Origin of the sequence: Pseudomonas abietaniphila (genome assembly GCF_900100795.1) — a bacterium.
GTDB classification, from domain to species: domain Bacteria; phylum Pseudomonadota; class Gammaproteobacteria; order Pseudomonadales; family Pseudomonadaceae; genus Aquipseudomonas; species Aquipseudomonas abietaniphila.
In genome coordinates this window covers 489850-515742 of record NZ_FNCO01000001.1, presented here as the reverse complement: position 1 = coordinate 515742, position 25893 = coordinate 489850, and the positions used below count along the sequence as shown (strand labels likewise).

Annotated in this window: 24 protein-coding genes; 7 read left to right on the top strand and 17 right to left on the bottom strand. The window is 60.8% G+C overall.

Features of this window, described 5'->3' with window-relative positions:
* Nucleotides 1-108: 108 nt before the first annotated feature.
* The gene (locus BLS87_RS02080; RefSeq protein ID WP_074749732.1) at nt 109-1170 is read left to right on the top strand and encodes an SDR family oxidoreductase; all 1062 of its coding nucleotides are present in this window, start codon (nt 109-111) and stop codon (nt 1168-1170) included.
* A 162-nt stretch (nt 1171-1332) separates the two neighbouring features.
* Here the strand turns inward: BLS87_RS02080 and bla are convergent, their stop codons facing one another.
* From bla to BLS87_RS02050, 6 genes are all read right to left on the bottom strand, one after another.
* Nucleotides 1333-2220: a class A beta-lactamase gene (bla, locus tag BLS87_RS02075; protein ID WP_074749731.1), complete on the bottom strand. Its 888-nt coding sequence runs from the start codon at nt 2218-2220 to the stop codon at nt 1333-1335.
* A 278-nt stretch (nt 2221-2498) separates the two neighbouring features.
* A complete protein-coding gene (locus BLS87_RS02070; RefSeq protein ID WP_074749730.1) occupies nt 2499-2702 on the bottom strand; it encodes a hypothetical protein in 204 nt (67 codons plus the stop codon).
* Between the two features lie 43 nt (nt 2703-2745).
* Nucleotides 2746-4803 (bottom strand): 2Fe-2S iron-sulfur cluster-binding protein, encoded by a 2058-nt coding sequence (locus tag BLS87_RS02065; protein ID WP_074750233.1) that lies wholly within the window; start codon nt 4801-4803, stop codon nt 2746-2748.
* 169 nt (nt 4804-4972) lie between these two features.
* Entirely contained in the window at nt 4973-5596 is a 624-nt protein-coding gene (locus tag BLS87_RS02060; RefSeq protein ID WP_074749729.1) for a glutathione S-transferase family protein, read from the bottom strand.
* Between the two features lie 177 nt (nt 5597-5773).
* Entirely contained in the window at nt 5774-6676 is a 903-nt protein-coding gene (locus BLS87_RS02055; RefSeq protein WP_074749728.1) for a LysR family transcriptional regulator, read from the bottom strand.
* The gene (locus BLS87_RS02050; protein ID WP_074749727.1) at nt 6676-7596 is read right to left on the bottom strand and encodes a LysR family transcriptional regulator; all 921 of its coding nucleotides are present in this window, start codon (nt 7594-7596) and stop codon (nt 6676-6678) included. Before BLS87_RS02050 ends, BLS87_RS02055 begins: the two co-directional genes overlap by 1 nt.
* A 443-nt stretch (nt 7597-8039) precedes the next feature.
* Between BLS87_RS02050 and BLS87_RS02045 the strand changes: the two genes are divergently transcribed.
* Nucleotides 8040-9332: an MFS transporter gene (locus BLS87_RS02045; RefSeq protein ID WP_074749726.1), complete on the top strand. Its 1293-nt coding sequence runs from the start codon at nt 8040-8042 to the stop codon at nt 9330-9332.
* Here the strand turns inward: BLS87_RS02045 and BLS87_RS02040 are convergent.
* From BLS87_RS02040 to cydP, 5 genes are read right to left on the bottom strand one after another with little or no spacing between them, the layout of a single operon-like run.
* Nucleotides 9320-9622 (bottom strand): cyd operon YbgE family protein, encoded by a 303-nt coding sequence (locus tag BLS87_RS02040; RefSeq protein WP_425262188.1) that lies wholly within the window; start codon nt 9620-9622, stop codon nt 9320-9322. The two genes, BLS87_RS02045 and BLS87_RS02040, sit on opposite strands and share 13 nt — an antisense overlap.
* The gene (gene cydX, locus BLS87_RS02035) at nt 9612-9728 is read right to left on the bottom strand and encodes a cytochrome bd-I oxidase subunit CydX (RefSeq protein ID WP_074750231.1); all 117 of its coding nucleotides are present in this window, start codon (nt 9726-9728) and stop codon (nt 9612-9614) included. The genes BLS87_RS02040 and cydX overlap by 11 nt, the downstream gene beginning before the upstream one ends.
* A gap of 11 nt (nt 9729-9739) precedes the next feature.
* A complete protein-coding gene (cydB, locus tag BLS87_RS02030) occupies nt 9740-10882 on the bottom strand; it encodes a cytochrome d ubiquinol oxidase subunit II (RefSeq protein ID WP_074749724.1) in 1143 nt (380 codons plus the stop codon).
* A 10-nt stretch (nt 10883-10892) separates the two neighbouring features.
* A complete protein-coding gene (locus tag BLS87_RS02025; protein ID WP_074749723.1) occupies nt 10893-12482 on the bottom strand; it encodes a cytochrome ubiquinol oxidase subunit I in 1590 nt (529 codons plus the stop codon).
* Nucleotides 12479-12676: a cytochrome oxidase putative small subunit CydP gene (gene cydP / locus BLS87_RS02020; RefSeq protein WP_074749722.1), complete on the bottom strand. Its 198-nt coding sequence runs from the start codon at nt 12674-12676 to the stop codon at nt 12479-12481. Before cydP ends, BLS87_RS02025 begins: the two co-directional genes overlap by 4 nt.
* Nucleotides 12677-12997: 321 nt before the next feature.
* Between cydP and BLS87_RS02015 the strand changes: the two genes are divergently transcribed.
* The 3 genes from BLS87_RS02015 to BLS87_RS02005 are packed head-to-tail and all read left to right on the top strand — an operon-like array spanning nt 12998 to nt 15883.
* Nucleotides 12998-13768 (top strand): substrate-binding periplasmic protein, encoded by a 771-nt coding sequence (locus BLS87_RS02015; RefSeq protein WP_074749721.1) that lies wholly within the window; start codon nt 12998-13000, stop codon nt 13766-13768.
* Nucleotides 13769-13770: 2 nt separating this feature from the next.
* Nucleotides 13771-15117: a GGDEF domain-containing protein gene (locus tag BLS87_RS02010; RefSeq protein ID WP_143024268.1), complete on the top strand. Its 1347-nt coding sequence runs from the start codon at nt 13771-13773 to the stop codon at nt 15115-15117.
* Between the two features lie 16 nt (nt 15118-15133).
* Nucleotides 15134-15883 (top strand): substrate-binding periplasmic protein, encoded by a 750-nt coding sequence (locus BLS87_RS02005; protein ID WP_083370578.1) that lies wholly within the window; start codon nt 15134-15136, stop codon nt 15881-15883.
* Between the two features lie 32 nt (nt 15884-15915).
* On the opposite strand, the gene BLS87_RS02000 is transcribed toward BLS87_RS02005, so the two are convergent.
* Complete coding sequence (locus BLS87_RS02000; RefSeq protein WP_074749719.1) at nt 15916-16527, bottom strand: glutathione S-transferase; 612 nt, start codon at nt 16525-16527, stop codon at nt 15916-15918.
* 297 nt (nt 16528-16824) lie between these two features.
* On the opposite strand from BLS87_RS02000, the gene BLS87_RS01995 reads away from it, so the two are divergent.
* Together BLS87_RS01995 and BLS87_RS01990 are read left to right on the top strand one after the other, a co-directional pair.
* Nucleotides 16825-18468: a phosphoethanolamine transferase gene (locus BLS87_RS01995; RefSeq protein ID WP_074749718.1), complete on the top strand. Its 1644-nt coding sequence runs from the start codon at nt 16825-16827 to the stop codon at nt 18466-18468.
* Between the two features lie 6 nt (nt 18469-18474).
* A complete protein-coding gene (locus tag BLS87_RS01990; protein ID WP_074749717.1) occupies nt 18475-19299 on the top strand; it encodes a helix-turn-helix transcriptional regulator in 825 nt (274 codons plus the stop codon).
* A gap of 1 nt (nt 19300) precedes the next feature.
* Here the strand turns inward: BLS87_RS01990 and BLS87_RS01985 are convergent, their stop codons facing one another.
* From BLS87_RS01985 to BLS87_RS01965, 5 genes are all read right to left on the bottom strand, one after another.
* Nucleotides 19301-19888 carry a LysE family translocator gene (locus BLS87_RS01985; RefSeq protein ID WP_074749716.1) on the bottom strand — a complete coding sequence of 196 codons (588 nt, stop codon included), beginning with the start codon at nt 19886-19888 and terminating at the stop codon, nt 19301-19303.
* Nucleotides 19889-19988: 100 nt separating this feature from the next.
* Entirely contained in the window at nt 19989-21458 is a 1470-nt protein-coding gene (locus tag BLS87_RS01980; RefSeq protein WP_074749715.1) for an MFS transporter, read from the bottom strand.
* 205 nt (nt 21459-21663) lie between these two features.
* Nucleotides 21664-23070, bottom strand: coding sequence for a class II fumarate hydratase (locus tag BLS87_RS01975; protein ID WP_074749714.1), 1407 nt, complete (start codon nt 23068-23070; stop codon nt 21664-21666).
* The gene (gene dctA, locus BLS87_RS01970; protein WP_074749713.1) at nt 23067-24368 is read right to left on the bottom strand and encodes a C4-dicarboxylate transporter DctA; all 1302 of its coding nucleotides are present in this window, start codon (nt 24366-24368) and stop codon (nt 23067-23069) included. Before dctA ends, BLS87_RS01975 begins: the two co-directional genes overlap by 4 nt.
* A gap of 90 nt (nt 24369-24458) precedes the next feature.
* Nucleotides 24459-25814: a class-II fumarase/aspartase family protein gene (locus tag BLS87_RS01965; RefSeq protein WP_074749712.1), complete on the bottom strand. Its 1356-nt coding sequence runs from the start codon at nt 25812-25814 to the stop codon at nt 24459-24461.
* Nucleotides 25815-25893 lie beyond the last annotated feature (79 nt).

Below are 25893 nucleotides of genomic sequence, written 5' to 3'. Positions count from 1 at the left end.
ACGGTTGGCCCTAACGGCGTCTTATCGAGATGAACCTCTGCCCTGCCTGCGGGCTCTGAGTCTTCAGGGCCGACAAGGCTGATTCTCTTCATCTTCAAGGAGCACCCCATGACTCAGACCGCATTGGTCGTCGGCGCCAGCGGCATTGTCGGCAGCGCAACCACCCAACTGTTGCTTGCGGACGGCTGGCAGGTCGCCGCCCTCTCCCGCCATCCTTCGCAAGCTGCGGGGGTGATTCCCGTCGCCGCCGACCTGCAGGACCCGGCGTCGGTGAAGCAAGCGCTCGAAGGCATCAAGCCGACCCACGTCTTCATCACCACGTGGTCGCGTCAGGCCACCGAGGCGGAGAACATCAAGGTCAACGCGGGCATGGTGCGCAACGTGCTGGATGCGTTGAGCCCGGGCAAAAGCGTCAAGCACGTCGCCCTGGTGACCGGTTTGAAGCATTACCTCGGCCCGTTCGAGGCGTACGGCAAAGGCTCGCTGCCGCAGACGCCGTTTCGTGAAGAACAAGGGCGTCTGGACATCGAGAACTTCTACTACGCCCAGGAAGACGAAGTGTTTGCCGCCGCCAAGCGCGACGGTTTTACCTGGAGCGTGCACCGTCCGCACACCGTGACCGGCGTTGCCGTGGGCAATGCCATGAACATGGCGACCACACTGGCCGTGTATGCCTCGATCTGCAAAGCCACAGGCAGGCCCTTCGTGTTCCCGGGCTCACGGGTGCAGTGGGACAGCCTCACCGATATGACCGACGCACGCCAATTGGCCAAGCAGCAGTTGTGGGCAGCCACGACGCCTGCGGCAGCGAACCAGGCGTTCAACGTCACCAACGGCGACGTGTTTCGCTGGAAGTGGATGTGGACCCGGATCGCCGACTACTTCGGCCTGCACCCTGCGACCTACCCGCCAAGTGTCTCGCCACTGGAGACTCAAATGGCCGAGGATCAAGCGGCCTGGACCGAGATCGTGCGTGAGCACGGCCTGAAAGAAGCGGACATCAACCGTCTGATCTCGCCTTGGCACACCGACGCGGACCTGGGGCGCCCCATTGAAGTGATCACCGACATGTCGAAAAGCCGCGCATTGGGCTTCAAGGAGTTTCAAGCGAGTGATCAGGCGTTTTTCGACGTGTTCGACGAGCTGCGCAAGCAGCGGTTGATTCCGTAACGTCGCCTGCCCCCGCGTGAGTCAGCTCGTTCCCACAGGTTAATGATCGTTCCCGCGCTCTGCGTGGGAATGCCGGACAGGACGGTCTGCGTCCAGGCTGACGCGGAGCGTCAATGACTGCGTTACCACGCGGAGCGTCGGAACGATCATCATCATGAATACCTACATCTGCGCAATCAGACGCGCGACATCAGCGATGACTGTATTAACCTGATCGTCACCCAGCCTTGGATGGTCGTAATAAACACTCACGACCAACGGTGGACGTCCGGTCGGCCAGACAATCGCTACGTCATTGCTAGCGTTTTTGGCATTGGACCCCGTCTTGTCCCCCACCCTCCAGGCTTTGGGCAACCCGGCACGCAGTTTCTTGTCGCCTGTCGTGTTGCTCACCAGCCAGGCGATCAGTTGGTCCCGCGAAGCACCGGACAGTACATCCCCCAGGATCAGCGTACGCAGGCTCTGCAACATCGCAATCGGCGTGGTCGTGTCCTGGGGATCACCCGCCCGGTTTTCGTTCAGATCCGGTTCGCGCCGATCAAGCCGGGTGACCTGATCGCCCGTCGAACGCAACCACGCGGTCAACGCAGGCGGGCCGCCGAAACTGTCCAGCAGCAGGTTGGCCGCCGTGTTGTCGCTCAACGTCACGGCTGCCTCGCAGATCGAACCCACGCTCAACCCACCCTCGCCTGTGTGTTTTTCCGTGGTCGGTGAGTACGGCACCAACTGATCCTTGCCGTACACGATCACACGTGAAAGGTCTTCTTCCTTGCGGTCGACCCGCGCCAGCACATACGCAGCGGCGAGCGCCTTGAACGTGCTGCACATCGCGAAACGCTCATCGCCGCGATGGGCGATCAGGCGTTGGCTGCCCGTGTCGAGGATGGCCACACCCAGGCGACCGCCGTGGCGACGCTCCAGCTCAGCCAGTCCCTGTTCAATTGAAGAGGATGATGCAGTGCCGAGATCGGCAGCCAGTAAGTTGAAACAATAAAGCGAAGGGATGGCCACCAAAGAGGCGCCAATCAGTTTTCTGCGGGTAATCGACATACACTTCCTTGTCTTGATGGATGGACAACCTGATCACCGTGCGGGCCAGCCCTGTACCTTGGGCGCCGTCAGGTCACGGTGATCAACGCATTCAGGCAGGTACGCCCAGCATGATGTGCGACGCCCGGTAACGGCGTACGTATCGCGACCGACGCACATCATCCGGTCAGACAGCGAATCATTTCAACCCTCAATTTGTGCCCGAACGAGCATCCTGGTGGGAGGGTGAACCTCGACCGAGCATCAGCCACCCGGGGTGTCGAGGGCCGGCCCGGCCATCACCGGTGGCGACTGAACGTTGACACCGAACGCACCCAGGAAATCAGCCGCAAGGTCGTCGGAGACTCATGCTCCTCGTGGCTTGCAGCCAGTTCGCCAGCCAGCGAGGCCAGTGACTGTGGCAGCAGCCACGACACCTCCTGCTCGGTGGCGTGCATCAGATTGGGATCGTCTTCTTTTTCGAACGCTGGCCATTCACTCATCGCAGTGACTCCCGTCAAACATGTTCTGCACTCGCATGGATGTTTACAGATCGAGCACCAGCGGCCCTGAGGCCGGGACTGCGCAGCAGATCAGCACGTGGTCGGCCGCCGGCATTTCGGCGGGCGGGACCGGGTAATGCACCTGGCCACTGACGAGCCGGGTCTTGCAGGTGCCGCAGGAACCACCGCGGCAGCTGTACTCGGGTTCAAGGCCCCGGCTCTCGGCCAGTTCCAGCAACGTCCCGCCATCGGGTTGCCAACGCGCTTCCTTGGCAGATCGCTCAAACAGCACGGGCACCGAAACCGTGGCGGCAGGCGGCTGCTGGATCCCGGCCGTCTGTTGGTCGCGGGTGCGCTGCAGGGTCGACGGGCCGAAGGTTTCCGCATGGATTCGCTCATCGCGTACATGCATCGCCCTTAATTCGTCATACAGCCCCTGTGTGAAGCTTGCAGGTCCGCAGACATAAAAATCGAAGTCATCGAACGGCAACAGCGCCTTGAGCAGGTCCAGGTCAATACGACCCGCAAGGTGATAATCCTTGCTTAGACGCGCGTCGCGCTCGGGCTGGCTCAGCAGACGGACAGCCGTCAGTTGATCTCCGGCGTTGGCAACCAGTGTGTCCAATTCTTCGCGAAATGCCAGATCCGCCAGACGACGTGCACTCTGAATGAACCAGGTCGGCCGCATGCGTCGCACGCGTTTGCCTTCATAAATCACCTCGCGCAGCATCGACAGCATCGGTGTCACGCCAATGCCGGCGCCCAACAACACCAGTGGCCGGCGTTCCCGCGGGTCTACTACAAAGCTGCCTTGCGGCGCCCGCGCCTCGATCAGGTCGCCGACCTTGTACGCGTCGTGCAAGTGCGCCGACACCAGGCCATCACGCTTGACGCTGATGCGAAAGAAATCATCGGACGGCGCGCTCGACAGGCTGTAGGTGCGGATCACCGGTTTGGCGTGCCCCTCCAGGGTCAGTCGCAACGGCAGGTGCTGGCCGGCCTTGAAGGCGGACAAACCGGCGCCATCGACGGGCTCGAAATAAAACGAGCGGATGCCTGCGCTTTCGTCGGCGATGCGCGTCACCCGCAACGGACGCCATTGGTCGCGCAATGCATCGGCCTGAAGACGCGCAGCGGTCTGCTCCCAATCGCCGGTCATCAGGCTATTGGGCGAGAAGCCCTGGAACTCCCAGCGCGAACGCAACGCCTGAGGGCGTCTAACCACGGCCTCGACCTTGACCTGCCAGAGTCGCTCGGCGCCCTGAAAGGCAGCGATTTCCGGCCCGTCGAGGATCACTGTGGTACGGCCCACCAGTTGCAGCAGATCACCGGTGGTGAAATCGATGAACACCAACCCGGCTTTCGGGTTAACAAGGAAGTTGCCCAGCGTATTGAAATGCAGGTTCCCGGCGAAGTCAGCAATGGTTAGCACGTCGCCCTCGACCCTGACGAAGCCCGCCTGCCCGCCGCGATGGGAAACGTCCACCGAGCGGTGTGGCTGATCGCCTTCAAGGTCCACGTAGCTGGCGACGAAAAAAGTATCGGCAGCACGAATCGTTGCCACAGCCGCATCGTCCAGCGTGCTCATGCGTTCAATCGGCGCACGTGCCTTCAGGTCAGGCAGCGCGGTCTGTTTGAGTTCACGCAGCTGAATGTATTGCGGGCAATTGCCGAACGAGTGCTCCACCTGCACCGAGAACCCCTGATCGCTCACGGACTGGATATGCCCGTTGATGCGGTTGCGCCGACGGGTGCGCAGGTCAATGCCCAGCATGCCCACCGCCGCCCCCGGTACGAAGTGCGCGCCCATGGGGTCGTCGCTGTCAGGCAAGCGGGAAAACTGCAAATGCCGTGGATCGGGTGACGCAATGAAGCCTGCGTGGGCGTCCATCAGGCTTGCCCAAGGCCAGCCCTCATCGTCCACCGCACCGATGAAAATGTAGGGCAGATGCGCATAAAACTCACGGTGCTGATCGGGCATGTAATCACGAATGACTTTCTTGCCCATCACGCCCATGCGCTCGGCGACGCCGACGTGAACTTGCATTTCCAGCTCACCGGAATGCCAAGGTGAGGGTCTTTCAGAAGGGACATCGTTCATGACACAGACTCCCACTATCAGAGGGCCTCGCTCTGCCCGACGGGCGCAGAGGCCTGATTTGTCAGCGAACAGACCGCCAGCAAACAAACCCCTACGGCCTTCGGCCAGAATCAAAAACAGCATCGAACTCCGTCAGCCGTTTCCCGGCACCCCGGAGGTTCCCGTCGAATCAGACCACCAGGCCTGCTTTAGTCCGGGGCATCGGGACAAAGCCGTTGAGGCCTTCGATGCGCGCCAGCCAGGCACGGACGTTCGGGTATTCCTGCAGCGAAACGTTGCCTTCCGGCGCATGGGCGATGTAACTGTAGCCCGCAACATCCGCGATGGTGGGGTGATCAGCCGCCAGGAATTCGCGACCGTCCAGGTGCGTCTCGATCACTTTCAGCACAGCGTGAGCGCGGTCGATAGTGTCCTTAGGGTCGAAACCTGCACCGAATACGGTGATCAGACGTGCGCGGGCCGGACCGTTGTTGATCTGCCCAGCGGCAACCGCCAGCCAGCGTTGCACTTCTGCGGCACCGGCCGCATCGGCGGGGAGCCATTTGCCCGAGGTGTCGTACTTTTTCGCCAGATACACCAGGATCGCGGTGGAATCGGCGATGATCGTGCCGTTGTCGTCAATGACCGGTACTTGGCCGAAGGCATTGATCGCCAGGTATTCAGGGGTCTTGTGCGCGCCCTTGGCCAGATCGACGAACTCAATCTGAGGGTCGAGTCCCAGCAGCGACAGCATCAACTGGGCACGATGAGAGTGGCCGGACAACGGGAAATGATAGAGCTTGATGGCATTCATGGGTTTGGCTCCTGAGGCTGTCGTGAAGTAAGGGTCAGCGCGGAAGCGGTGTTGCCGCCTGAGGGTTCACCGCGCCGATGGGTGAATAGTGAGCCACGACGCCAAAGAGCAGAATCACCACAAAAGGCAATCCAGCATTTCACCCCATGAAATGATCCGTCAGCAATAGCGCAGTGGTCAGTGCTGCAGCACCGGGTGCTGACGCATGCGTTCGACGGCGAAGTCGACAAAGCTGCGCACGCGGGCCGACGCACGCCGTCCCTCCCGATACACGAGGTGTACCGGTAACGGATCGGGCTCGAACCCTTCCAGCACACTTGTTAGCCGGTCCGCCTGGAGATGCCCGTGAACTTCATAGCCCAGGCAAGACGCGAGTCCCGCGCCGTTGATGGCAGCGCCGATAACGCCGACTTGGGTGGTGCAGCGCAGGTTCGGCTTCAAGGCCACGCTGCGCAGTGAGCCGTCGCGCTGAAATCGCCACTCGAGCATGCGGTGGCTGGCGCTGCAAAACACCAGGGAGTGCGCCGCGAGGTCGGTCGGCGTCAATGGCGCGCCGTGCCGCTCCAGATACGCAGGGCTGGCACAGATCATTTGGCGTACCGTTCCGACCTTTCGCGCCACCATGTAGGCATCGGGTAAGGCGCCGATGAGCACGGCGACATCGACACCCTCCTCGTGCATATGGGGAAAGCGATCCTGATAGACCACCGACAGTTCGATACCGGGCCAGGCGTCCAGATAATCAAGAATCACCGGCATTAACAGCTGGTCCCCGAACAACAGTGGCGTGACCAGTGTCAGCAAGCCACGAGGCTCGACGTGCAGTCCGTTGGCCGAGGCATCGGCTTCGTCGGCCGCGCGCAGCAACCGCGCGCATTCGTTGGCGAACAGGCGCCCCGATTCGGTCAAGGTCACGCCCCGCGTACTGCGCGCCAAAAGCCGTGTGCCCAGACGCGCTTCCAGCGCGGCCAGCGAGCGACTGACCGTCGCTTCGGAAACGCCCAGTCTGCGCGACGCCGCCGCCAGCCCCTGCTCGGCGACCACGACGTCGAAAATGGTCATCTGCTGGTGGCGATCCATCAGCGATGACTCCTGCCTGCCGCCTTGATTGCCGGGTCCTGCATCATGCGTTCGGCGCAATAATCGACGAACGTGCGCACCTTGGCCGACACCTTGCGCTCCGCCTGGTAGCAGACGTGTATCGGCAAGGCAGGCTCTTCGAACGCTTCGAGCACCAGCTCCAGCGCACCGCTGGCCACCTGACTGGCGACCTGATACGACAGAACGCGGGTAATGCCCCAACCCATGGTCACCGCGGTAATTGCCGCCTGATTTGCCGACACGGTCAGGCGCGACTGGAGATCGACGTGCACCGGTTTGCCTGCGTCCATGAACTCCCAGCGTCGCAGCAACACGCTGGCGTGAGAAACCACCAGCCGATGCTGTTTCAAGTCTTCGGGATGCTGCGGACGCCCGTGGGCGTCGAGGTACGCAGGCGATGCGCACAGCACGCGACGCACTTCCCCGACCTTGACGCCATGCTGGGTACTGTCCATGAGATGGCCGATGCGCACCGCGACGTCGATGCCCTCCTCGACCATTTGCGTCACCCGGTCCAGCAACAGCGCGTTGATGCTCACCCCGGGGTATTGCTGCAGATAGCCCACCACCAACGGCATGACGAACAGTTCGCCGAAGAGCATGGAGGCAGTGATCGTGAGTTGGCCGACCGGCGCGGCGATGCTGCCCCCGGCAGACTCTTCGGCCTCTTCAAGCTCGCTCAGAATGCGTCGGCAATCGGTGAGGTAACGCTGCCCCGCTTCGCTCAGGTGCACACTGCGTGTGGTCCGCGACAACAGCAAGGTGCCGATGCGTTTCTCCAACGCGGCGACGGCTCGGGTGACACTGGGCGCCGACATGTTCAGACGTCGGGCGGCCGTGGCAAAGCTGCGCTCTTCGCACACGGCAATGAAGACCTGCATTTCCTGAAATCTGTCCATGGATGGGCTCGGCTATACGCTGTTCTTGTAAGTGGTTGCGATAGTAGCGTTTTGAACCGAGAAACGGGCAACTCCTCCGGAGCCTGGCGAATGTCGACTGCGAATTTGACGCAGGCTCAACGACGAATGCGGAGTCCTGTACTGCCCAACAACTGGATAGGTCTCCAACTCCTTGGGGCGACCCATTCCTGTGGGAGCGAATTCATTCGCGAAACGCTCGTACAGCCAACACACCTTCAGAGCCTGATACACCTTTCGCGAATAAATTCGCTCCCACAGGTTTAAGGTCAGTCTAGAAAACCTTCTGTTCACACCCTTTTTTGCTCCCTCCATCAGCGAAACATCCAGAAATATCCTCTTGACGAGACCCATGCTTCTGAGCGTTCATATTGGCGCACGGTCATACTCTATTTTTTCGCTTTTTTGCTTCTCGGGGAACACTCATGGTTTCGTCGGTTCTTGCTGCGTCGCTCTCGCGTCGCCGCATTCATTACAGCTGGGTCATTCTGGCCGTCACCTTTCTGACCATGCTGGTGATGGCTGGAGCGGTCGGTGCTCCCGGTGTGTTCATCAACCCGCTGGAAGCGGAGTTCGGCTGGGACACTGCCGAAATATCCTCGGCGCTGGCGGTGCGCTTTGCCCTGTTTGGTCTGGTCGGACCGTTCGCGGCCGCCTTCATGAATCACTTCGGCGTGCGCAAGGTGGTGCTGACTGCGCTGACCCTGGTCGCCAGCGGCATGGTCCTGTCGCTGTTCATGACGCAGTTCTGGCAGTTGGTGGTGCTGTGGGGATTGGTGGTGGGCTTCGGCACCGGTCTGACGGCCATGGTGCTGGGGGCAACGGTGGCCACACGCTGGTTCTCGCAGCGCCGTGGCATGGCGATGGGCCTGTTATCGGCCAGCTCTGCCACCGGTCAACTGGTGTTCATGCCGATGCTCGCCAACCTGACTGAGCACTATGGCTGGCGGACCGCGCTGACCTGCATCTGTGTCGCCATCGTGATTGCCGGCGTTGCCGTGCTCGCGCTGATGCGCAACCGTCCCGCCGACCTGCAACTGCCGTCCTATGGCGAAACCGACATCCAGCCGCTGGTGGCGAGCACTCAGACGTTCGCCGAGTTGCTGACGACGCCGCTCAAGGTATTACGGGACGTCTCCGGGACCTGGACGTTCTGGGTGCTGTTCATGACGTTTTTCATCTGCGGGGCCAGCACCAACGGCCTGATTCAGACCCACTTCATCAGCATGTGCGGTGATTACGGCCTTATTGCCACTACCGCAGCAGGCATGCTTGCCGTGATGGGGATTTTCGATTTTGTCGGGACCATCGGTTCAGGCTGGTTGTCGGATCGCTTCGACAACCGCTGGCTGTTGTTCGCCTATTACGGGTTGCGTGGGGTGGCGCTGATCATCCTGCCGTTCTCGGACTTCACGGTCTACGGCCTGTCGTTCTTTGCTCTGATCTACGGCCTGGACTGGATCGCCACCGTACCGCCAACGGTGAAGCTGACGGTGCAGAAGTTCGGGCCTGAGCGTGCCAACATCGTCTTCGGCTGGATTTTCGCCGGCCACCAGCTAGGCGCCGCCTTTGCCGCCTTCGGTGCCGGATGGACCCGCACGCACTTTGCCAGTTACCTGCCGGCCTTCTTTATCTCCGGCCTGCTGTGCGTCATTGCCGCGCTGATCGCGCTGTCCATCCTGCCTGTCCTGAAGACGCCCAAGGCTCAGACCCACTGACGCGCGAGTATCCAAAGGCCGAACCCCAACGCCATAAAAGCCCACGCCAGCAACGGGTGGAACACCACCCGCCAGGCCAGCGCACGAGGCTCGAAGCCGACCCCGTGCACGTAGCCTGCGCCCACGCCCCACATGATCAGCATCAACAGGCTGTGGGAGTAATGACCTTGGGCATTGAGCATCGATGCCGGGTGGATCAGCAGCACCAGACTCAAGGGCACCGCCATCAGCAGGGACGAGACCCGGCCGACGGCATGCCTGAAAGGAGCGGCCAATGCCTCAGCGGTCACGACCATTCTCCCGAGAGCGGGCGTCCGCAGCCTCCAGCCACAACGCGTTGATGATGCCGAAGCTGCAGGCCAGCAAGACGCCAAGAATCCAGGCGAAATACCACATGACGATTCTCCTTAATAAAGACCGTGAGGGTTGTGCTCGATGTGCGCGGTGGTGACCTTGCCCCACATTTTGGCGTAGCACCACAGCGTGTAGCAGAGGATCAGCGGCACGAAGATCGACGCTGCGACGAGCATGATGATCAGGGTTTTATGGCTGGACACTGCGTCCCATACGGTCAGGCTGGAGGCCGGGTCCAGGCTCGACGGCATGACGAAGGGAAACAGCGCAAAGCCTGCGGTGCACAGCGCGCCGACAATCGCCAGGCTGCTGCCCAGAAAGGCCGTTCTACCCTGCCCCGCACTGGCACCGAGCAACGCCAGCAGCCCGCCAAAGATCCCCAGCAACGGCGCAATGACGGTCAAAGGATGCGCGTGATAGTTGGCCAACCAGCCAGGGTTGGTCGCCGCGACGGTCTTGGCCAAAGGGTTCAGCGCGGCGCCAGGGTCAAACGTCGACGTGATGGCCAGGCCCTGAATGCCGCCGAACAGCAGCCAGGCACCCGCACCGATGAACGCCAGCAAGAACACCAGTGACAACCCTTGCGTGGCACGCCGCGAACGATGGGCAATCGCGCCTTCGGTGCGCATCATCAACCAGCTGCCGCCATGCAGGCCGAGCATGCTCAGGCTGACCACACCGGCCAGCAATCCGAACGGGCTCAGTAACTGCCAGAAATTACCCTGATAGCTGGAGCGAAGCGTGTCATCGAACTGGAACGGCACGCCCAGCAGCAGGTTGCCAAAGGCCACGCCGAACACCAGCGACGGCACCAGGCCTCCGACGAACAGGCCCCAGTCCCAGCTTTGCCGCCATCGGGTGTTTGCAAGCTTGCTGCGGTAATCGAAGCCCACCGGGCGCACGAACAAGGCGAACAGCACCAGCAGCAGCGCCCAGTACAGCCCGGAAAACGCCGCCGAGTACACCAGTGGCCAGGCGGCGAACAGCGCGCCGCCGGCGGTGATCAACCACACCTGATTGCCGTCCCAGTGCGGCGCGATGGTGTTGATCACCACCCTTCTTTCAGTGTCGTTGCGACCGACAAAAGGCATCAGCATCGCTGCGCCCAGGTCGAACCCGTCGGTCAGGGCGAAACCGATCAGCAGCACGCCGACCAGCACCCACCAGATCAGTTTGAGTGTCTCGTAATCGAACATCGTGCGTTCCTCAGGCCAGCGTCGGTTGGGGTGCGGCGGACACGTCAGCGTCACGTCGTTCGAAGTGATAACGACCAGTGTGCAAACTGCTTGGGCCGAGTCGGGCGAACTTGATCATCAGGTACATCTCGATGATCAGCAGCACGGTGTAGAAACCCACCAGCGTCAGGATCGAGCCCAGCACATCCCCCGACGACAGCGTCGACGCCGACAGGTGCACCGGCAGCACTTCACCGATGGACCACGGCTGACGGCCGTGCTCGGCCACCCACCAGCCGGTCTGCGTGGCGATCCACGGCAGCGGCAGGCTGAACAGCGCCCACTTGAGCAACCAGGGTTTGCTGGATTCATTCTTGCGCGCCGAGGCCCAGAAGGCACAGGCAAACAACAGCAGCATCAACACACCGCTGAGCACCATCAGGCGGAAGGTCCAGAAGATCGAGGCGACGTGAGGAATGGAATCCAGAGCCGCCTGATGAATCTGTTGCTCGCTGGCGTCCACCACCTTGTCGGTGTACTTCTTCAGCAACAGGCCGTAACCCAGGTCTTTCTTCACATCATTGAAGGCAGTAAGCGTCTGCTGGCTCTTGTCGCCGGCGCGCAACTTGCCCAGCAGGTCGTACGCGACCATGCCGTTGCGGATGCGCGCCTGATGTTCGCTGACCAGGTCCTTGATGCCGGTGACCTGCTTGTCCACCGAGCGCGTGGCGATGATGCCCATCACGTAGGGGATCTTCACCGCGTAATCGGTGCGCTGCTCCGCCTGATTCGGCAGGCCGAACAAAGTGAACGCCGCAGGCGCGGGTTCGGTTTCCCACTCGGCCTCGATAGCGGCGAGTTTGGTTTTCTGCACGTCACCGATTTCGTAACCGGATTCGTCCCCCAACACGATCACCGACAGAATCGAAGCCATGCCGAACGCCGAGGCAATGGCGAACGAGCGCCGCGCAAAGCCAATGTCACGGCCTTTGAGCAAATACCAGCTGGAAATCGCCAGCACGAAGATCGCACCCGTGACGTAGCCGGAAGCAACGGTATGAACAAACTTGACCTGCGCGACCGGGTTGAACAGCAGGTCGCTGAAGCTGGTCAGCTCCATGCGCATGGTGGTGAAGTTGAATTCGGCGCCGACCGGGTTTTGCATCCAGCCGTTGGCAATCAGAATCCACAAGGCCGACAGGTTGGAACCGATCGCCACCAGCCAGGTGACGGTCAGGTGCTGCACACGGCTCAGACGGTCCCAGCCGAAAAAGAACAAGCCAATGAAGGTCGACTCAAGGAAGAACGCCATCATGCCTTCGATGGCCAGCGGCGCGCCGAAAATATCGCCCACGTAATGGCTGTAATACGCCCAGTTGGTGCCGAACTGGAATTCCATCGTCAGGCCCGTGGTCACCCCCAGGGCGAAGTTGATGCCGAACAGCTTGCCCCAGAACTGGGTCATGTCCTTGTAGACCTGTTTGCCGGTCATGACGTAGACCGACTCCATGATCGCCAGCAGAAAGGCCATGCCCAGCGTCAGCGGGACGAACAGAAAGTGGTACAGCGCGGTCATTGCGAACTGCAGTCGAGATAAGTCGACGACTGATTCCGAAATCATTTTGGGTTCTTCTCAGGAGGTTCGGGAGGGGCGCCCAGTACATGCAGGCCGGCTTGCACCCCGTCGTCCCTGACGTCGACCGGAGCGTCGAACCAGACGCTGCGGATCCCCATCAGCAAGACGAGTTTGATCAACAGGATCAGACCGATCTCTTTCGCCAGCGGGTGTTTGAGGAAATCGAAAGGGCCGGGCATGTTGAGGACTCGTCGGGGTGCGGGGTATTTTTCCTACAGCCATGTCCGAGACCCTTGATCTGGATCAAACAACGCGGCAAGCGCTGGTGTGGCAGAACGCCACAGGGTTGCGCCCGGCCGGATGCGTCCTCCGGGTCTTCAGGCGCTCGACCCACGCAACCGACCACCCGCAACACCACAGGATGAACGGCAGATAAACCTCTCAAGTGCCGGATTTTGCAGCCGATATCGTGGATGTACGAAGCAGTCTGGTCGTGTTCCTTTGCCGATGTCCGCCCGGAATCGGAACACCTTGCGACTGCAGCCATGAGGTAGCTGTCCATGACACCCCCTGTTCTCCGTCGCCTGGCCCGCCGCGTGCTTGATCACGCGGTATGGCTGTGCCTGAGTGTTTTGGGTGTCCACGCCGATCCGATTCGCATCGTCACCGAAGAGCTGCCGCCCTACAACATGACCCGCGACGGTCAGCTGACCGGCATGAGCACCGAGGTGGTGCAGGCGGTATTGAAGGAGGTGAACGTTCAGGCAAGCATCCAGTCGATGCCGTGGGCGCGCGCTTACGACCTGGCGCTGCACGACCCTGACGTCCTCATCTACTCCATCACCCGCACGGCCGAGCGCGAGCACCTGTTCAAGTGGGTCGGCACCATCGCCTCTTCGCGCTGGTACATTTATTCCTCGTCTGCCCATCCGGTCAGCCTCATGGACCTGAACGACGCACGCGACTGGCAGACCGCCACGGTCAATGAAGACGTCGGCGAGCAATACCTCATGAGCCAGAAGTTCGTGCTCGGCCAGCAATTGCAGTCCAGCAACCGTTACGAACTCAACTACCAGAAACTGCAAACCGGGCACGTCGACCTGTGGATCTCCGACGAATTGAATGCCGACTACCTGGCCCGCCAGGTTGGCGACGATCCTGACCGCACGCTGGTGCAATCCTTGCGTGTGCCCGCGCTGGAAGAAGCGGGAGGGTTCAACATGGCTTTCAGCACCGGGACGGCGGATGCTACTGTTCAGCTGTTTCAACAAGGCCTGAAAGCCATCCGTGAGAACGGAACCTACGATGCTATTGCGCGGAAATGGAATTGAGCATGCTCGCAGAGTCCGAATCGACACGCCCTGAACACCTCGCCGCGCGGCCTCGCAACGGCTCGCTGGCGCGCCGGTTGGTGATGGCGACCCTGGCGTTTTGTGTGCTGTTTACGGTTGCCACCGTCACGGTGCGCACCTGGTTTGCCTGGAGCAACAACCTGGCGACCATGAACGCCGAGTTGAACCTCATCGATCAGGTGTTTCAGGGCACGCTGTCCAAGGCCGTGTGGGAAATGGACAGCGAAGCGCTGCAGGCCCAGATCGACAGCGTCGCGCTGGCCGCCCCCGTTGGCCGTGTCGAGCTGCGCATCCTTCGCCCAGGCCGTCCGGCGGAGGTGCTGGAGCGTCAACATCCGGGGCATTCGGGCTCGATTCTCGCCCCTGCGTTGCATCGCCAGTTGATGGTCACGCCCTACCCCGGCGCCAACGAAGTGGTCGGCGAGTTGACCATCGAAGGTGATGAGAGCCTGCTCTGGAAGCGCCTGTGGAAAGAAGTCGGGATCATCATGCTGACCCAGATCATCCAGTCCCTGGCCCTTGCCGGTCTGATCATGGGCATGTTCAACCGGTCGGTCACCCTGCACGTACGCCGCATCGCCCGGCATCTGGAGCAACTGACGCCGCAAAACCTCAAACAGCACCTGTCCCTGGAGCGCCGGAGCAACGCCAGCGACGAACTGGACCTGCTGGAGGCCGGGGTCAACGATTTGCAAGACAAGCTGGCCAACCACCTGGAGCGTCAGACCCGCGACGAAATCGCCTTGGCCGCCAGCCGTGACCAATTGGCCGAACTGGTGGAACAACGCACGGCGCAACTGAAAGCGGCGAACATCCGTCTCGAAGCCCTGACCCGTTTCGACCCGTTGACGGGCCTGGCCAACCGCCGGCACTTCGACGAGCTCAAGGAGCTGGAATTCAACCGTGCGTTGCGCCACCAGCAGCCGTTTTCGGTACTGATGTGCGACATCGATTTTTTCAAACTCTACAACGACACCTATGGCCATGCCGTGGGCGATCAGTGCCTGCGCGACGTCGCATTGACCATGAGCGCGCTGTTTTCCCGATCAGGGGAGCTGGTGGCGCGTCTGGGCGGGGAAGAATTCGCCGTGCTGTTGCCGGGGCAAAACCGGCAGCAGGCGCTGGCGTCCGGCGAGCGACTGCGTGAACTGCTCGAAAACCAGAGACTGCCCCACAGCGCGTCAGTGGTGTCGCCCTACGTCACGCTGAGCATCGGCATCGCCGAACTCGACGCGGCGACGATGGATCGCTTCGATCAATTACTCCAAAGCGCCGACAAGGCTCTGTATCGGGCCAAAAGTCAGGGCCGTAACCGGTGCGTGATCTGATCAGGGAGGGTCTGACATGAGCAATACCCCATATTCGGTTAAACAGGGCTGGGGCGTTTTCGCAGCCACGGTGCTGGTGCTGCTCTGCCTGCAGGCTCAGGCCGAGACGCTGCAGGTGGTTACCGAAGACTCCTCGTACAGCGAATTGCGTGACGGCAAAGTGGTCGGCGTCGCCAGTGAAATCGTCGAGAAGACCCTGGCCAAGGCCGGCGTCACCGATTACCACATGGCCCTCTATCCGTGGGCGCGCGCCTACGACATGGCGCGGCTGGAGCCCAACGTGCTGATTTATCCGATCATCCGCAGCGCCGAGCGCGAGCCGCTGTTCAAGTGGGTGGGTGAACTGGATCAGGTCACCCCGATGTTCTACAAACTGCGTGAGCGTCGCGACGTCGTGGTCAAGAGCCTGCAGGACGCTAAAAACTACACGGTCGGCGTGGTGCGTGATGACTCTCGTCAGGAATACCTCGAGGGCAAGGGTTTCAACAAGATGGTGGTGTCGTCCAACAACCTCGACAACCTGCGCAAGCTGCTGAGCGGCCAGGTCGCACTGGTGCCGTTGCCGGAACGCGAGGCGCGGGAGCAGTGCGAAGACCTGCACATTGCCTACGAAGACCTGGAAAGCGTGTACACGATTGATGAGCTGTCGAAAGGGCTTTACGTCGCCCTGAGCCTCAAGACGCCCGACGACACGGTCAAACGCATCACCGCCGCCTTCGCACACTTGAAAGACGACGGGACGCTGGCGAAGGTCATGGCACAGTAGGCCCAGGCTGGCCGAGTCTACCGCGCGCGGGCCTAAACCATCGGCAGGCTTTTGAAGATGTCCAGTTGTTCGGCCTCTGACGCGAACGCCGCCAGCACCGGGTAGGACTCGGCACTGATCAGATCAGGCACCACCAGTTGAATGAACGACCAGCCCACGGCGATGCTGATGCCATCCTGGCCGATGTCCTGACTTGCACTCAACGGCCGCTCGGTCAGCTCTCGCTCAAGTTCCGCGCACGCCGTTTTCAATTGCCCACTGACCCGCTCGACCCACGGTGCATGCTGAATCTCGGCCGGTCGCAGGTTGCGTTCATAGTAAATCTGCACGGCTTTCTCGTAAGCCACCAAGGCGAGACCGGTCAGACGCAGGGTCCGGGCACGCTCCGCCAGTGCCACAGGCATCAGTCCATTGCCCGCGCCCTTCAGACACCCCACATAGTCGAGAATCAGGCTCGACTCCATAAGCACCAAACCGTCATCGGTAATGAAAGTGGGCGCCTTGATCACCGGATTGAGCTCCCTGAAACGCTCCATGCCTCGAAACACCGACACAGACTCGTGTTCGAACGCAATGCCCATGCGTTTAAGACTGACCGCGACTCGCCGAACGTAAGGCGAATCCAGCATACCGATGAGTTTCATCCGACAAGCTCCTGTCAGTTGGCGATATCAAGATAATTGCGCGTTTGCGCGACGACGTTTCGCAGGCTAGCAAAAAGGCTCTGGCGCGCAACGCTAGATGCTCAAAAAAAGAATTTATCGTCCTGACAGCTCGTCTACGCTGTTTCACAAAGTCTTCACAATCGTTCTGAAAAACTCCGCGCGATCTACGCCTCCCTCATTAATCCGCCTGTCACCGACAGGTTTGTCCGACGTGCCGGTCGCAAGGATAGGACCGCTTTGGCGCACGTGTGGGCCATGTTTCGAGTAGTGCTTTATATGGAAATGCGTTCAAAGCTGAAACCCGTCACCTCCACTCGCCTCGTCATGCTGTTCTCCCTGTCTCTGGTTGCCTTCTACAACCTGGCGACATGGCATGCCCTGGTCGGTTTGACCCAGCTGCAAGGCATCAAGGCGGTCGCGTTCTATGCCTCTTTTGCGTTCTTTCTCTGGGCAGCCATTACGCTGCTGCTGACGCCCTTCTCCTTCAAACCCACACTCAAGCCGGTCCTGAGTCTGGTGGCACTGTGCTCCGCGTCGGCCGCCTACTTCATGAACACCTACGGCATCACGATCGACACCGTGATGATGCAGAACGTGCTGGAAACCAACCCCGGCGAGGCCGAGGCCCTGATCAGCGGCAAGCTGTTCCTCTATCTGGGCTTGCTGGGTGTCTTGCCCATCGTATTGATCTGGATGACGCCGGTGACCTACCGCCGCGTGCTGCCCGGCCTGGTCAACAAGGTGCTGGTGTGCATCGGTTGCGTGCTGGTGATCGCCGCCTCCGTCGGGCCGTTCTATTCCACCTATGCGCCTATTTTTCGGGATGAAGACAAGCTGACCCACTTCATCAACCCGACCAATTACATCTACGCCATCGGCAAGCTGACCAAGCAGACGGTCGCGATCAAGGAAACCGTCAAGATCCAGGCCGTGGGTGAAGATTCGGTACTCAGCGCAGAAGCCCGGCAGCGGCCGAAAAAGAGCCTGATGATTTTCGTCGTGGGTGAAACCGCCCGCGCGGACCATTTCTCGCTCAACGGTTATGCACGCGACACCAACCCGGAATTGAAGAAGCAGGACATTCTCAACTTCACGCAAGTGTCCTCGTGTGGCACCTCGACGGCGGTGTCGGTGCCGTGCATGTTCTCCAAGTTCCCGCGCAGCGATTACAGCGACAAGAAAGGCAAGACCTACGAAGGCCTGCTGGACATGCTGCAGCGTGCGGGGCTGAAGGTCGTGTGGCTGGACAACAACAGTGACTGCAAGGGCACCTGCCTGCGCGTGCCGCACAGCGACATTCCCAAAACTCAGCCGAGCCCGTTCTGCGACGGTCAGAACTGCCTGGACGAATCGCTGCTGGTGGGCTTGCAGGACTACATCGATTCGCTCAAGGACAACGCCATCATCGTGCTGCACTCCGACGGCAGCCACGGTCCGGAATACTACGATCGTTACCCGAAAACCATGGAGCGCTTCACGCCGGTCTGCCACACCAACCAGTTGGGCAGTTGCACGTCGGACGAGCTGAAAAACGTCTACGACAACACGATCCTGTACACCGACCACTTCCTGTCGCAGACCATCGAGCTGCTCAAGCGCAATCAGGACAAAGTGGACACCTCGATGATCTATGTTTCGGACCATGGCGAGTCGCTGGGTGAAAACGGTGTTTACCTGCACGCTGCGCCGTATGCCATCGCCCCGAGCGCGCAGACCCACGTGCCGATGGTCATGTGGTTCGGCAACCAGACGCTGGAAGACGCCAGCATCGACCGCAGCTGTCTTGCGGCGAAACAGAACCAGCCCGACCTGAGCCATGACTACCTGTTTCATTCGGTGCTAGGCTTGCTCGGCGTCAACACCACTGAATACCAACCAGCCCTCGACATTTTCCACAGCTGCAAGCGCAGCAAAGGATGACCTGACATGCCCCTCCAGAACCCGGTGAACCGCTCAGCAATACCGGTGTTCTGGAGGGATGCGCAGTTGCCTTTCATTGAGGCGCGATCCATCGCCGATGGCCGCAAGGTCTGCTATTCACGCCATTCCCACGACGTGTTTTCCATCGGCGCCATCACCTCCGGATTCAGCACGTACCTGCACGAAAAGACCGACCAGCGCATCAGCACCGGCACGGTCGTATGGATGAATCCCGGCGACGTTCATGCCTGCAACCCCATCGATGATCAGCTCTGGTCGTACATCATGCTGTACGTCGATGCACAGTGGCTGGGCCGGGTTCAGCAGGCGTGTGGCATCAATGGGTTTCGCCCGATTCCGGGCATCTCCAGTAGCGATCCGACGCTTTTTTCCGCGCTGCTCGATCTGCACCAAACCTTGATCGACCCGGCGCTGGACGCGCTGGAAAAACATGAAGCCGCCATCGTCTTTTTCACCCTGATGCAGCAGCGGCCAGGGGGTGCGGACGTACCGCTGAAGAAGGTCAACGCCAAGGTGGAGCGCGCGGCGCAGTACATCAATCAGCACTTTTTGCGCGCCATCCGCCTGGAAGAAATCTGCCAGGTCGCCAACCTGTCGGAGGCGTACCTGATTCGTGCTTTCGAGCAGCATTACCACATGACGCCACACGCCTACCTGATCAACCGGCGCATTCAGCATGCGCAGGCGCAACTGCGCGAAGGCGCGCCCATTGCCGACATCGCCCAGCAAAATGGGTTTTCCGATCAGGCGCATTTCCAGCGTGTTTTCAAAAAGCACCTTGCTGCGACGCCGGGGCAATATCGTCAGTGATTCAGACGTAGAGCAAAGAGATTGCGCACCCGGCCAGCAACGCCGCCATGCTGCGGTTGAACACCCGGATGCGTTGCGCACTGCGCAAGTACGGCCCCAGAAAGGCACCGGCATAGGCCCAGCAGGCGACCGACACGTAGCAGACAACGAAGTAGACCAGTGCGAACAAACCGATCAACCGCGCTTCGCCATCCGCGACAAACGCCCCCATGCCCGCCACCGCCGCGAGCCATGCCTTTGGGTTCAGCCACTGCATCGCCGCGCCATGCCAGAACGAAGGATGCCGGGTGGGTTTGTCGACGTTCAGATGGCCGTCGTCGATCGCCAGTTTCCACGCCAGATACACCAAAAACCCCATCCCCGCCCAGCGAATGAGGTCGGTCAGCATCGGGTACTGATGCAGCACCTCGTGCAGGCCGAAGCCGGTGAAGATCAGCAACACCACAAAGCCGACCGTCGCCCCCATCACGTGCCGCAAACTGGTGACCAGCCCGAATTGCGCCCCGCTGCTCAGCGCCACCACATTCACCGGCCCGGGTGAAATGGACGCCGCCAGTGCAAACGCGGCCATGGAAATCGTCAGGTTCATTACCGCCATTCTCCGTTCAATGAGTGAACGGGGACGTTAAAGAAGCGGGCGCACGGCGTATTGAAGAAAACTGACCAGTCCATCCGCGTCCACCCTTAGCTCAATCGCTGGCCTGGGACAGCGGGCGCGCCACCTGTTCCAGCGACTTTCGTTCCGACGCCACGCCCCAGATCGCTTGCACAATCGCCGCCAACAGCATCAACGCTGCGCCAATCAAGTAGCCCACGAATACCGGGCCGCGTTGATGGCTGTCGATCAATTCGCCAAACAGCATCGGACCGACAATCCCGCCAAGGGCGGTGCCGAACGCATAAAAGACGGCGATCGCCAACGCACGAATCTCCAGCGGAAAGGTTTCGGCCACGGTGAGATACGCCGAACTGGCCGCCGCCGATGCGAAGAAGAAAATGACCATCCAGGCGATTGCCTGCTGGGTGACGCTGAACACACCCTGCTCGAACAGGTAACCGCTGATGCTGAGCAGCACCGCAGAAACGGCGTACGTGAGGCTGATCATGATGCGCCGCCCGACCACGTCGAACAGTCGCCCCAACAGTAGAGGCCCGCAGAAGTTACCCAAGGCCAGCGGCAGCACGTACCAGCCAATTGACGCCGACGGCACCTGGTAAAACTCGGTCAGGACCAGCGCGTAGGTGAAAAAGATCGCGTTGTAGAAAAACGCCTGGGCGGTGAGCAGGGTCAAACCCACCAAGGCGCGCTGCCGGTAGGTGTTGAACAAGGTGTCGAAGATCTCGCCCAGCGGCGTGTGGTCCCGGGCGTGAAGGCGCAGCTTCTCACCGGTGGGCGGCGATAACGCATGACCTTGTTGGCGAAGGCGCTCTTCGATGCCTTCGACAATGACCCTCGCCTCCTCGGCCTGACCATGAATCAGCAACCAGCGTGGACTTTCCGGCAACCACAGGCGCATCAGCAGGATCACCAACCCCAGCACGGCACCTATCCCAAAGCATAAACGCCAGCCGAGATCGCCACCGACCCAACCTGGGTCGAGCAACAGTATCGAGCCGCCCGCCCCCAGCGCCGCGCCAATCCAGAACGTGCCGTTGATGGTCAGGTCGACCCAGCCGCGAAAGCGCGCCGGGGTGAACTCCTGAATCGTCGAATTGATCGCCGTGTATTCGCCGCCGATGCCCATGCCGGTGAGGAAGCGAAACAACATGAAGCTCCACAGGCTGAACGAAAACGCCGTGGCGGCCGTCGCGCTGATGTACAGCGCAAGGGTGATAAAGAACAGCTTTCGCCGCCCCAGGCGGTCGGTCAGCCACCCGAAGAACAACGCGCCGAGCACCGCACCGGTGATGTACGCGCCGCCCGCCAGACCGATATCGGCGTTGCTCAATCGCAACACCGGACTTTCTTTCAACGCCCCGGACACCGACCCGGCCAGCGTGACCTCCAGCCCGTCGAGCAACCAGGTGATGCCCAGCGCAAACACCAGCAACGTATGAAACCGTCCCCACGGCAACCGGTCGAGACGCGCCGGGAGGTCGGTTTCGAACAACTTGCCCTTGCCCTGCTGCGATTCGGATGGAGTGCCGGTGGTGCTCATGCCTGATCCTTGCGCCAGTGATCGGGGTGATCTCTGGCTTGAGAGTCCGGCGTGTGGGAGGGAGTTCAGACGGTGCACAATCAAGTCGGACCAGCGTCAATTCGTACGCCGTCCCCCAAAGCGCGAAGATGACGAAGACGCCAGTGCGCCGGGCCAGTCAACTCCACGCACCTGACCCGATCGCGCACCAAAAGGTCCCCTGCGACTAGGGGCGCTCAGCCAAGCCGGGCGCCACCATGAGCTCAGGCCGCACCCACCGCTCGTACTCTTCGGGCGTGATAAACCCCAATGCCACCGCTGCCGACTTGGGCGACAATCCCTCCTGCAAAGCCTTGCGGGTGATTTGGGCGACGCGGTCGTAACCCAGCACGGGATTGAGGGCGGTGGCCATGAGCAAGGCGTTCTCCAGGTTGTCGTTCAGCTGTTGACGGTTGATCTCCAATCCCCTGAGCAGTTTGTCGGTGAAGATGCGGACAGAGTGAGCGAGCACGCCGATCGACTGCAGCAGGTTGTGAATCAGCACCGGTTTGGCCACGTTCAATTCAAACACGCTGGAGGCACCCGCAAGGGTGATGGTGGTGTGATTGCCCATCACTTGCATTGCTGCTTGAACCAGCACCTCGGCAAGGGTCGGATTGCGCTTGCCCGGCATGATCGATGAGGTCAGTCCATCGTCTGGCAGCCGCAATTCACTCAGCCCGCAACGAGGCCCTGAACCCAACAGGCGAATGTCGTTGCCAATTTTGCTCAAGGACACCGCCAGCACATTCAGCGACCCGGACAGTTCGACCAGCGTGTCATGGGTGCCCATTCCCTCGAACTTGCTTGGATTTGGCGTAAACCTCTCTCCCGTTACCGCACTGAGCGCTTCACAAAACGCGACATCGAAACCTTCTGGCGAGTTAAGGCCTGTGCCCACCGCCGTTCCCCCCTGAGGCAGCAAACGCAGCCGTGGCAGGCAGCCTTCTATACGCTCGATACCGTGGCCAATCTGATGGGCAAAGGCGTCGAACGCCTGCCCCTGAGTCATCGGGACCGCGTCCATCAGGTGCGTGCGACCGATCTTCAATACACCGGCCCACGCCTGCGCCTTGTCTGCCAACGCATCTCGCAATGCACCCAGCGCCGGCAACAACTGATCGCGCAACTGCAGGGTTGCTGCCAGGTGCATTACCGTGGGGAAGCTGTCATTGGACGATTGCGAGCGATTGACATGGTCGTTCGGGTGCACCGGATGTTTGCTCCCCAGTTCACCGTTCAAGGCCAGGTTCGCCAGATTGGCAATGACCTCGTTGGCATTCATGTTGGTTTGCGTCCCGGAGCCAGTCTGCCAGATCGTCAACGGGAAATGCTCGTCAAACGCCCCTGAGGCCACTTTTTCAGCGGCGTGTTCAATCGCCTCTGCCAATGTGGCGGGCAATACGCCGAGACGTCGATTGGCGCGCGCCGCCGCGACCTTCTGCTGACCGAACGCGTGGATCAACTCAGGTGAAAAGCGCTCACCGTGGCCGCCAAACACCTCCAGCGCACGCTGCGTTTGCGCCCCCCAATAGCGGTCAGCCGGTAGGGTGACAGGGCCGAACGCATCATGTTCTGTTCGGGTGAGTGTCATAGCGCTGCCCCCGGCTCGCGGCCCAGTTCCCGTCGATATTCCTCGCGGGCGGTCTGTTCGGAAAACTCACCGGCCCACTTGGCAACCACAACGGTAGCCACGCTGTTGCCAATGGTATTGCACGTGGCAATCGCCATGGACATGAAACGGTACACGCCAAACAGCAAGGCCAGGCCCTCGGCCGGCAACACGCCAACGGCAGTCACGGTGGCCGCGAACACCACGAAGCTGCCGCCGGACACTGCTGCTGCGCCTTTGGACGTCACCAGCATGATGGCGATGATGCCCAATTGGTGCTCCCAGCTCAGCGGCACACCGTAGGCATTGGCAATAAACAGGACGCACAAGGACATGTAGATGGAGGTGCCGTCCAGATTGAACGCATATCCGGTCGGGAGCACCAGGCCGACGCTCTGTTTCGAACACCCAAACTTCTCCAGCTTCTGCAACAGCCTAGGCAACGCACTTTCGGAAGATGCGGTCCCCAGCACAATGAAAATCTCGTCCTTAATGTAGTTAAGGAAGCGCCAAAGGCTGAACCCCGAAAGTCGGCACACCGCACCCAGCACCACAAAGATGAAGAAGAAAATCGCCACGTAAAACATCAGCACCAGATTGGCCAGCGACATCAGGACCGCCGTGCCATTACTGCCCACCGCGTAGGCGACCGAGCCAAACGCGCCCAGCGGTGCAAACTTCATGATCAAGTTGATGAATTCAAAGAAGCATTCAGAGATGCGACTGAGCCCTTCTTCGATGACCTCGCGACGCTCAGGCTTGAGCGCCAATAACGCGAAGCCAAACAGCACCGAGATCACCAGAACCTGCAATAACTGGCCTCCGGCAAAAGCGCCCACGAAGTTGTCAGGGAAAATGCCGTAGATGAAATCCATCGTCGAAACGGGGCCATGCCCTTTGGCAACCGCAGCGCTCGCCGCAGCAGCCGTCGCGCTGCTCGGGTGAGCGTCATGCATACCGGAGCCGATCTGCAGCAGGTTGCCCCAGACCAATCCGATAGCCAGCGCCACGGTCGACAAGACTTCAAAGTAGATCAAAGCTCGCAGTCCGAGTTTGCCCACCCGTTTGATGTCACCCGCCGAGGCAATGCCATGGACAACGGTGAAGAACACCAACGGAGCCACGGCGGTCTTGATCAGCTTGAGAAAAATGTCGCCAAGGATCTTGAAGCTGGCGGCCGTTTCCGGGGCCAGAAAGCCGAACGCGATCCCCAGGACCATGGCCGCGATGACCTGAAACGTCAGGTCGCGGTAAAACGGTTTTTTACCGGTAGAAGACATGCTTGCGCTCTCATTGTTGTTATGGGGCAAAAACAGGATTTGAAACAGCCAGCGACCGGACGCGCCACACTCCGCGTCCGGCCTCGAGCGTCAGCGCTTGACTGAACCTTCACGCTCCAGCGCGCGGTCAACCATCTGGGGCGCCAGACCCAGGTAATTGCACGGGTCGGTGAGGCGTTGCAGTTCCGCCAGATCCAGCCGTTCGGTGACTGCGCCTTGTGCGAGCAGCGCGTCAAGCAGGCTGATGTTCCGGTCGTTCGCCTCGCGGCAGGCGGCATATACCACGTCGTGCGCCAACTGCCGACCGAGCGCAGGCGCCAGCCCCATCATCACCGCTTCGGCGACGATCAGACCCTGCGTCATGTTGAGGTTCTTCAACATCCGCTCAGGGCGAACCTCAAGACCGGCGAGCATGAATTTCGCCTGACCAAGTGACGCCGCGCTGAGGGCGAACGCCTCCGGGATGGCGATCCACTCTGCCTGCCACGGGCCGGTGGAGCGTTCGAAGTCCTGAATCATCGCGTCAAGCATCAGGCCGGCCTGTTGGCGCACCCCCTTGGCAGCGGCGTACATCAGTTCACAGGAAATCGGGTTGCGTTTCTGAGGCATGGTGCTGCTGGCGCCACGTCCTTTGACGAATGGCTCGTAGGCTTCACCCAATTCGCTGGTCATCATCATCATGACGTCCAAAGCGACCTTGCCCAGCGAAGCCGTGACCAGCCCAAGAAAATTGAGCGTTTCGGCCAGACCGTCGCGGGCTACGTGCCAGGTGGCTTGCGGCACGCCGAGGCCCAGTTCGTTCATCAGCGCTTCCTGCACGTCCAGTCCCTTGTCGCCAAGCGAGGCCAACGTTCCAGCGGCGCCCGCAAACTGCCCGACTTCCACTCGCGGACGCAGCTCCACCAGGCGCTCGGCGTGACGGTCGAACATGCTCAGCCACACCGCGCACTTGTAACCGAACGTGATCGGCAACGCATGCTGCAAGTGCGTACGCCCGGCCATCGGCGTGTCGCGATAACGCAGCGCCAAGCCAGCCAACAGGCCACGTACGGCCTGAATATCGCGCTCGACCAGCACCAACGCAGCGCGCACCTGCAGGACAACGGCGGTGTCCATGATGTCCTGCGTGGTTGCCCCCCAGTGCACGTAGCGCCCTGCCTCACCACAGGTTTTCGACAGTTGCTCCACCAGCGGCAGGATTGGATAACCGACGATTTCGGTTTCGTGTTGCATCAATGCAAGGTCCAGCGACTCGAAGGTCGCTTTGGTTGCAATCTGCTCAGCCGCCTCGGCCGGGATCACGCCGCAGCGTGCTTCGGCCCGTGCCAGCGCGACCTCGACTTCGATGTAGCGCTCAATCAAGGCCCTGTCGGAAAACACGTGGCGCATTTCGGCGGTGCCAAACATGTCGCGAAACAGCGCGGAGTCAAAAACGGTAGTGGACATGGAGAAGGTCTCAAATGCTGTTATTGGCCGTACATATTTTATATGTCCGTACATAATTATTACCCCTTGCCCTGATACA

Bases quoted from the DNA above. Each gene is read 5' to 3' on its own strand.
- BLS87_RS02080 (WP_074749732.1), top strand. From the start codon at position 109: ATGACTCAGACCGCATTGGTCGTCGGCGCCAGCGGCATTGTCGGCAGC.
- bla (WP_074749731.1), bottom strand. From the start codon at position 2,220: ATGTCGATTACCCGCAGAAAACTGATTGGCGCCTCTTTGGTGGCCATC.
- BLS87_RS02070 (WP_074749730.1), bottom strand. From the start codon at position 2,702: ATGAGTGAATGGCCAGCGTTCGAAAAAGAAGACGATCCCAATCTGATG.
- BLS87_RS02065 (WP_074750233.1), bottom strand. From the start codon at position 4,803: ATGAACGATGTCCCTTCTGAAAGACCCTCACCTTGGCATTCCGGTGAG.
- BLS87_RS02060 (WP_074749729.1), bottom strand. From the start codon at position 5,596: ATGAATGCCATCAAGCTCTATCATTTCCCGTTGTCCGGCCACTCTCAT.
- BLS87_RS02055 (WP_074749728.1), bottom strand. From the start codon at position 6,676: ATGGATCGCCACCAGCAGATGACCATTTTCGACGTCGTGGTCGCCGAG.
- BLS87_RS02050 (WP_074749727.1), bottom strand. From the start codon at position 7,596: ATGGACAGATTTCAGGAAATGCAGGTCTTCATTGCCGTGTGCGAAGAG.
- BLS87_RS02045 (WP_074749726.1), top strand. From the start codon at position 8,040: ATGGTTTCGTCGGTTCTTGCTGCGTCGCTCTCGCGTCGCCGCATTCAT.
- cydX (WP_074750231.1), bottom strand. From the start codon at position 9,728: ATGTGGTATTTCGCCTGGATTCTTGGCGTCTTGCTGGCCTGCAGCTTC.
- cydB (WP_074749724.1), bottom strand. From the start codon at position 10,882: ATGTTCGATTACGAGACACTCAAACTGATCTGGTGGGTGCTGGTCGGC.
- BLS87_RS02025 (WP_074749723.1), bottom strand. From the start codon at position 12,482: ATGATTTCGGAATCAGTCGTCGACTTATCTCGACTGCAGTTCGCAATG.
- cydP (WP_074749722.1), bottom strand. From the start codon at position 12,676: ATGCCCGGCCCTTTCGATTTCCTCAAACACCCGCTGGCGAAAGAGATC.
- BLS87_RS02015 (WP_074749721.1), top strand. From the start codon at position 12,998: ATGACACCCCCTGTTCTCCGTCGCCTGGCCCGCCGCGTGCTTGATCAC.
- BLS87_RS02010 (WP_143024268.1), top strand. From the start codon at position 13,771: ATGCTCGCAGAGTCCGAATCGACACGCCCTGAACACCTCGCCGCGCGG.
- BLS87_RS02005 (WP_083370578.1), top strand. From the start codon at position 15,134: ATGAGCAATACCCCATATTCGGTTAAACAGGGCTGGGGCGTTTTCGCA.
- BLS87_RS02000 (WP_074749719.1), bottom strand. From the start codon at position 16,527: ATGAAACTCATCGGTATGCTGGATTCGCCTTACGTTCGGCGAGTCGCG.
- BLS87_RS01995 (WP_074749718.1), top strand. From the start codon at position 16,825: ATGGAAATGCGTTCAAAGCTGAAACCCGTCACCTCCACTCGCCTCGTC.
- BLS87_RS01990 (WP_074749717.1), top strand. From the start codon at position 18,475: ATGCCCCTCCAGAACCCGGTGAACCGCTCAGCAATACCGGTGTTCTGG.
- BLS87_RS01985 (WP_074749716.1), bottom strand. From the start codon at position 19,888: ATGAACCTGACGATTTCCATGGCCGCGTTTGCACTGGCGGCGTCCATT.
- BLS87_RS01980 (WP_074749715.1), bottom strand. From the start codon at position 21,458: ATGAGCACCACCGGCACTCCATCCGAATCGCAGCAGGGCAAGGGCAAG.
- BLS87_RS01975 (WP_074749714.1), bottom strand. From the start codon at position 23,070: ATGACACTCACCCGAACAGAACATGATGCGTTCGGCCCTGTCACCCTA.
- dctA (WP_074749713.1), bottom strand. From the start codon at position 24,368: ATGTCTTCTACCGGTAAAAAACCGTTTTACCGCGACCTGACGTTTCAG.
- BLS87_RS01965 (WP_074749712.1), bottom strand. From the start codon at position 25,814: ATGTCCACTACCGTTTTTGACTCCGCGCTGTTTCGCGACATGTTTGGC.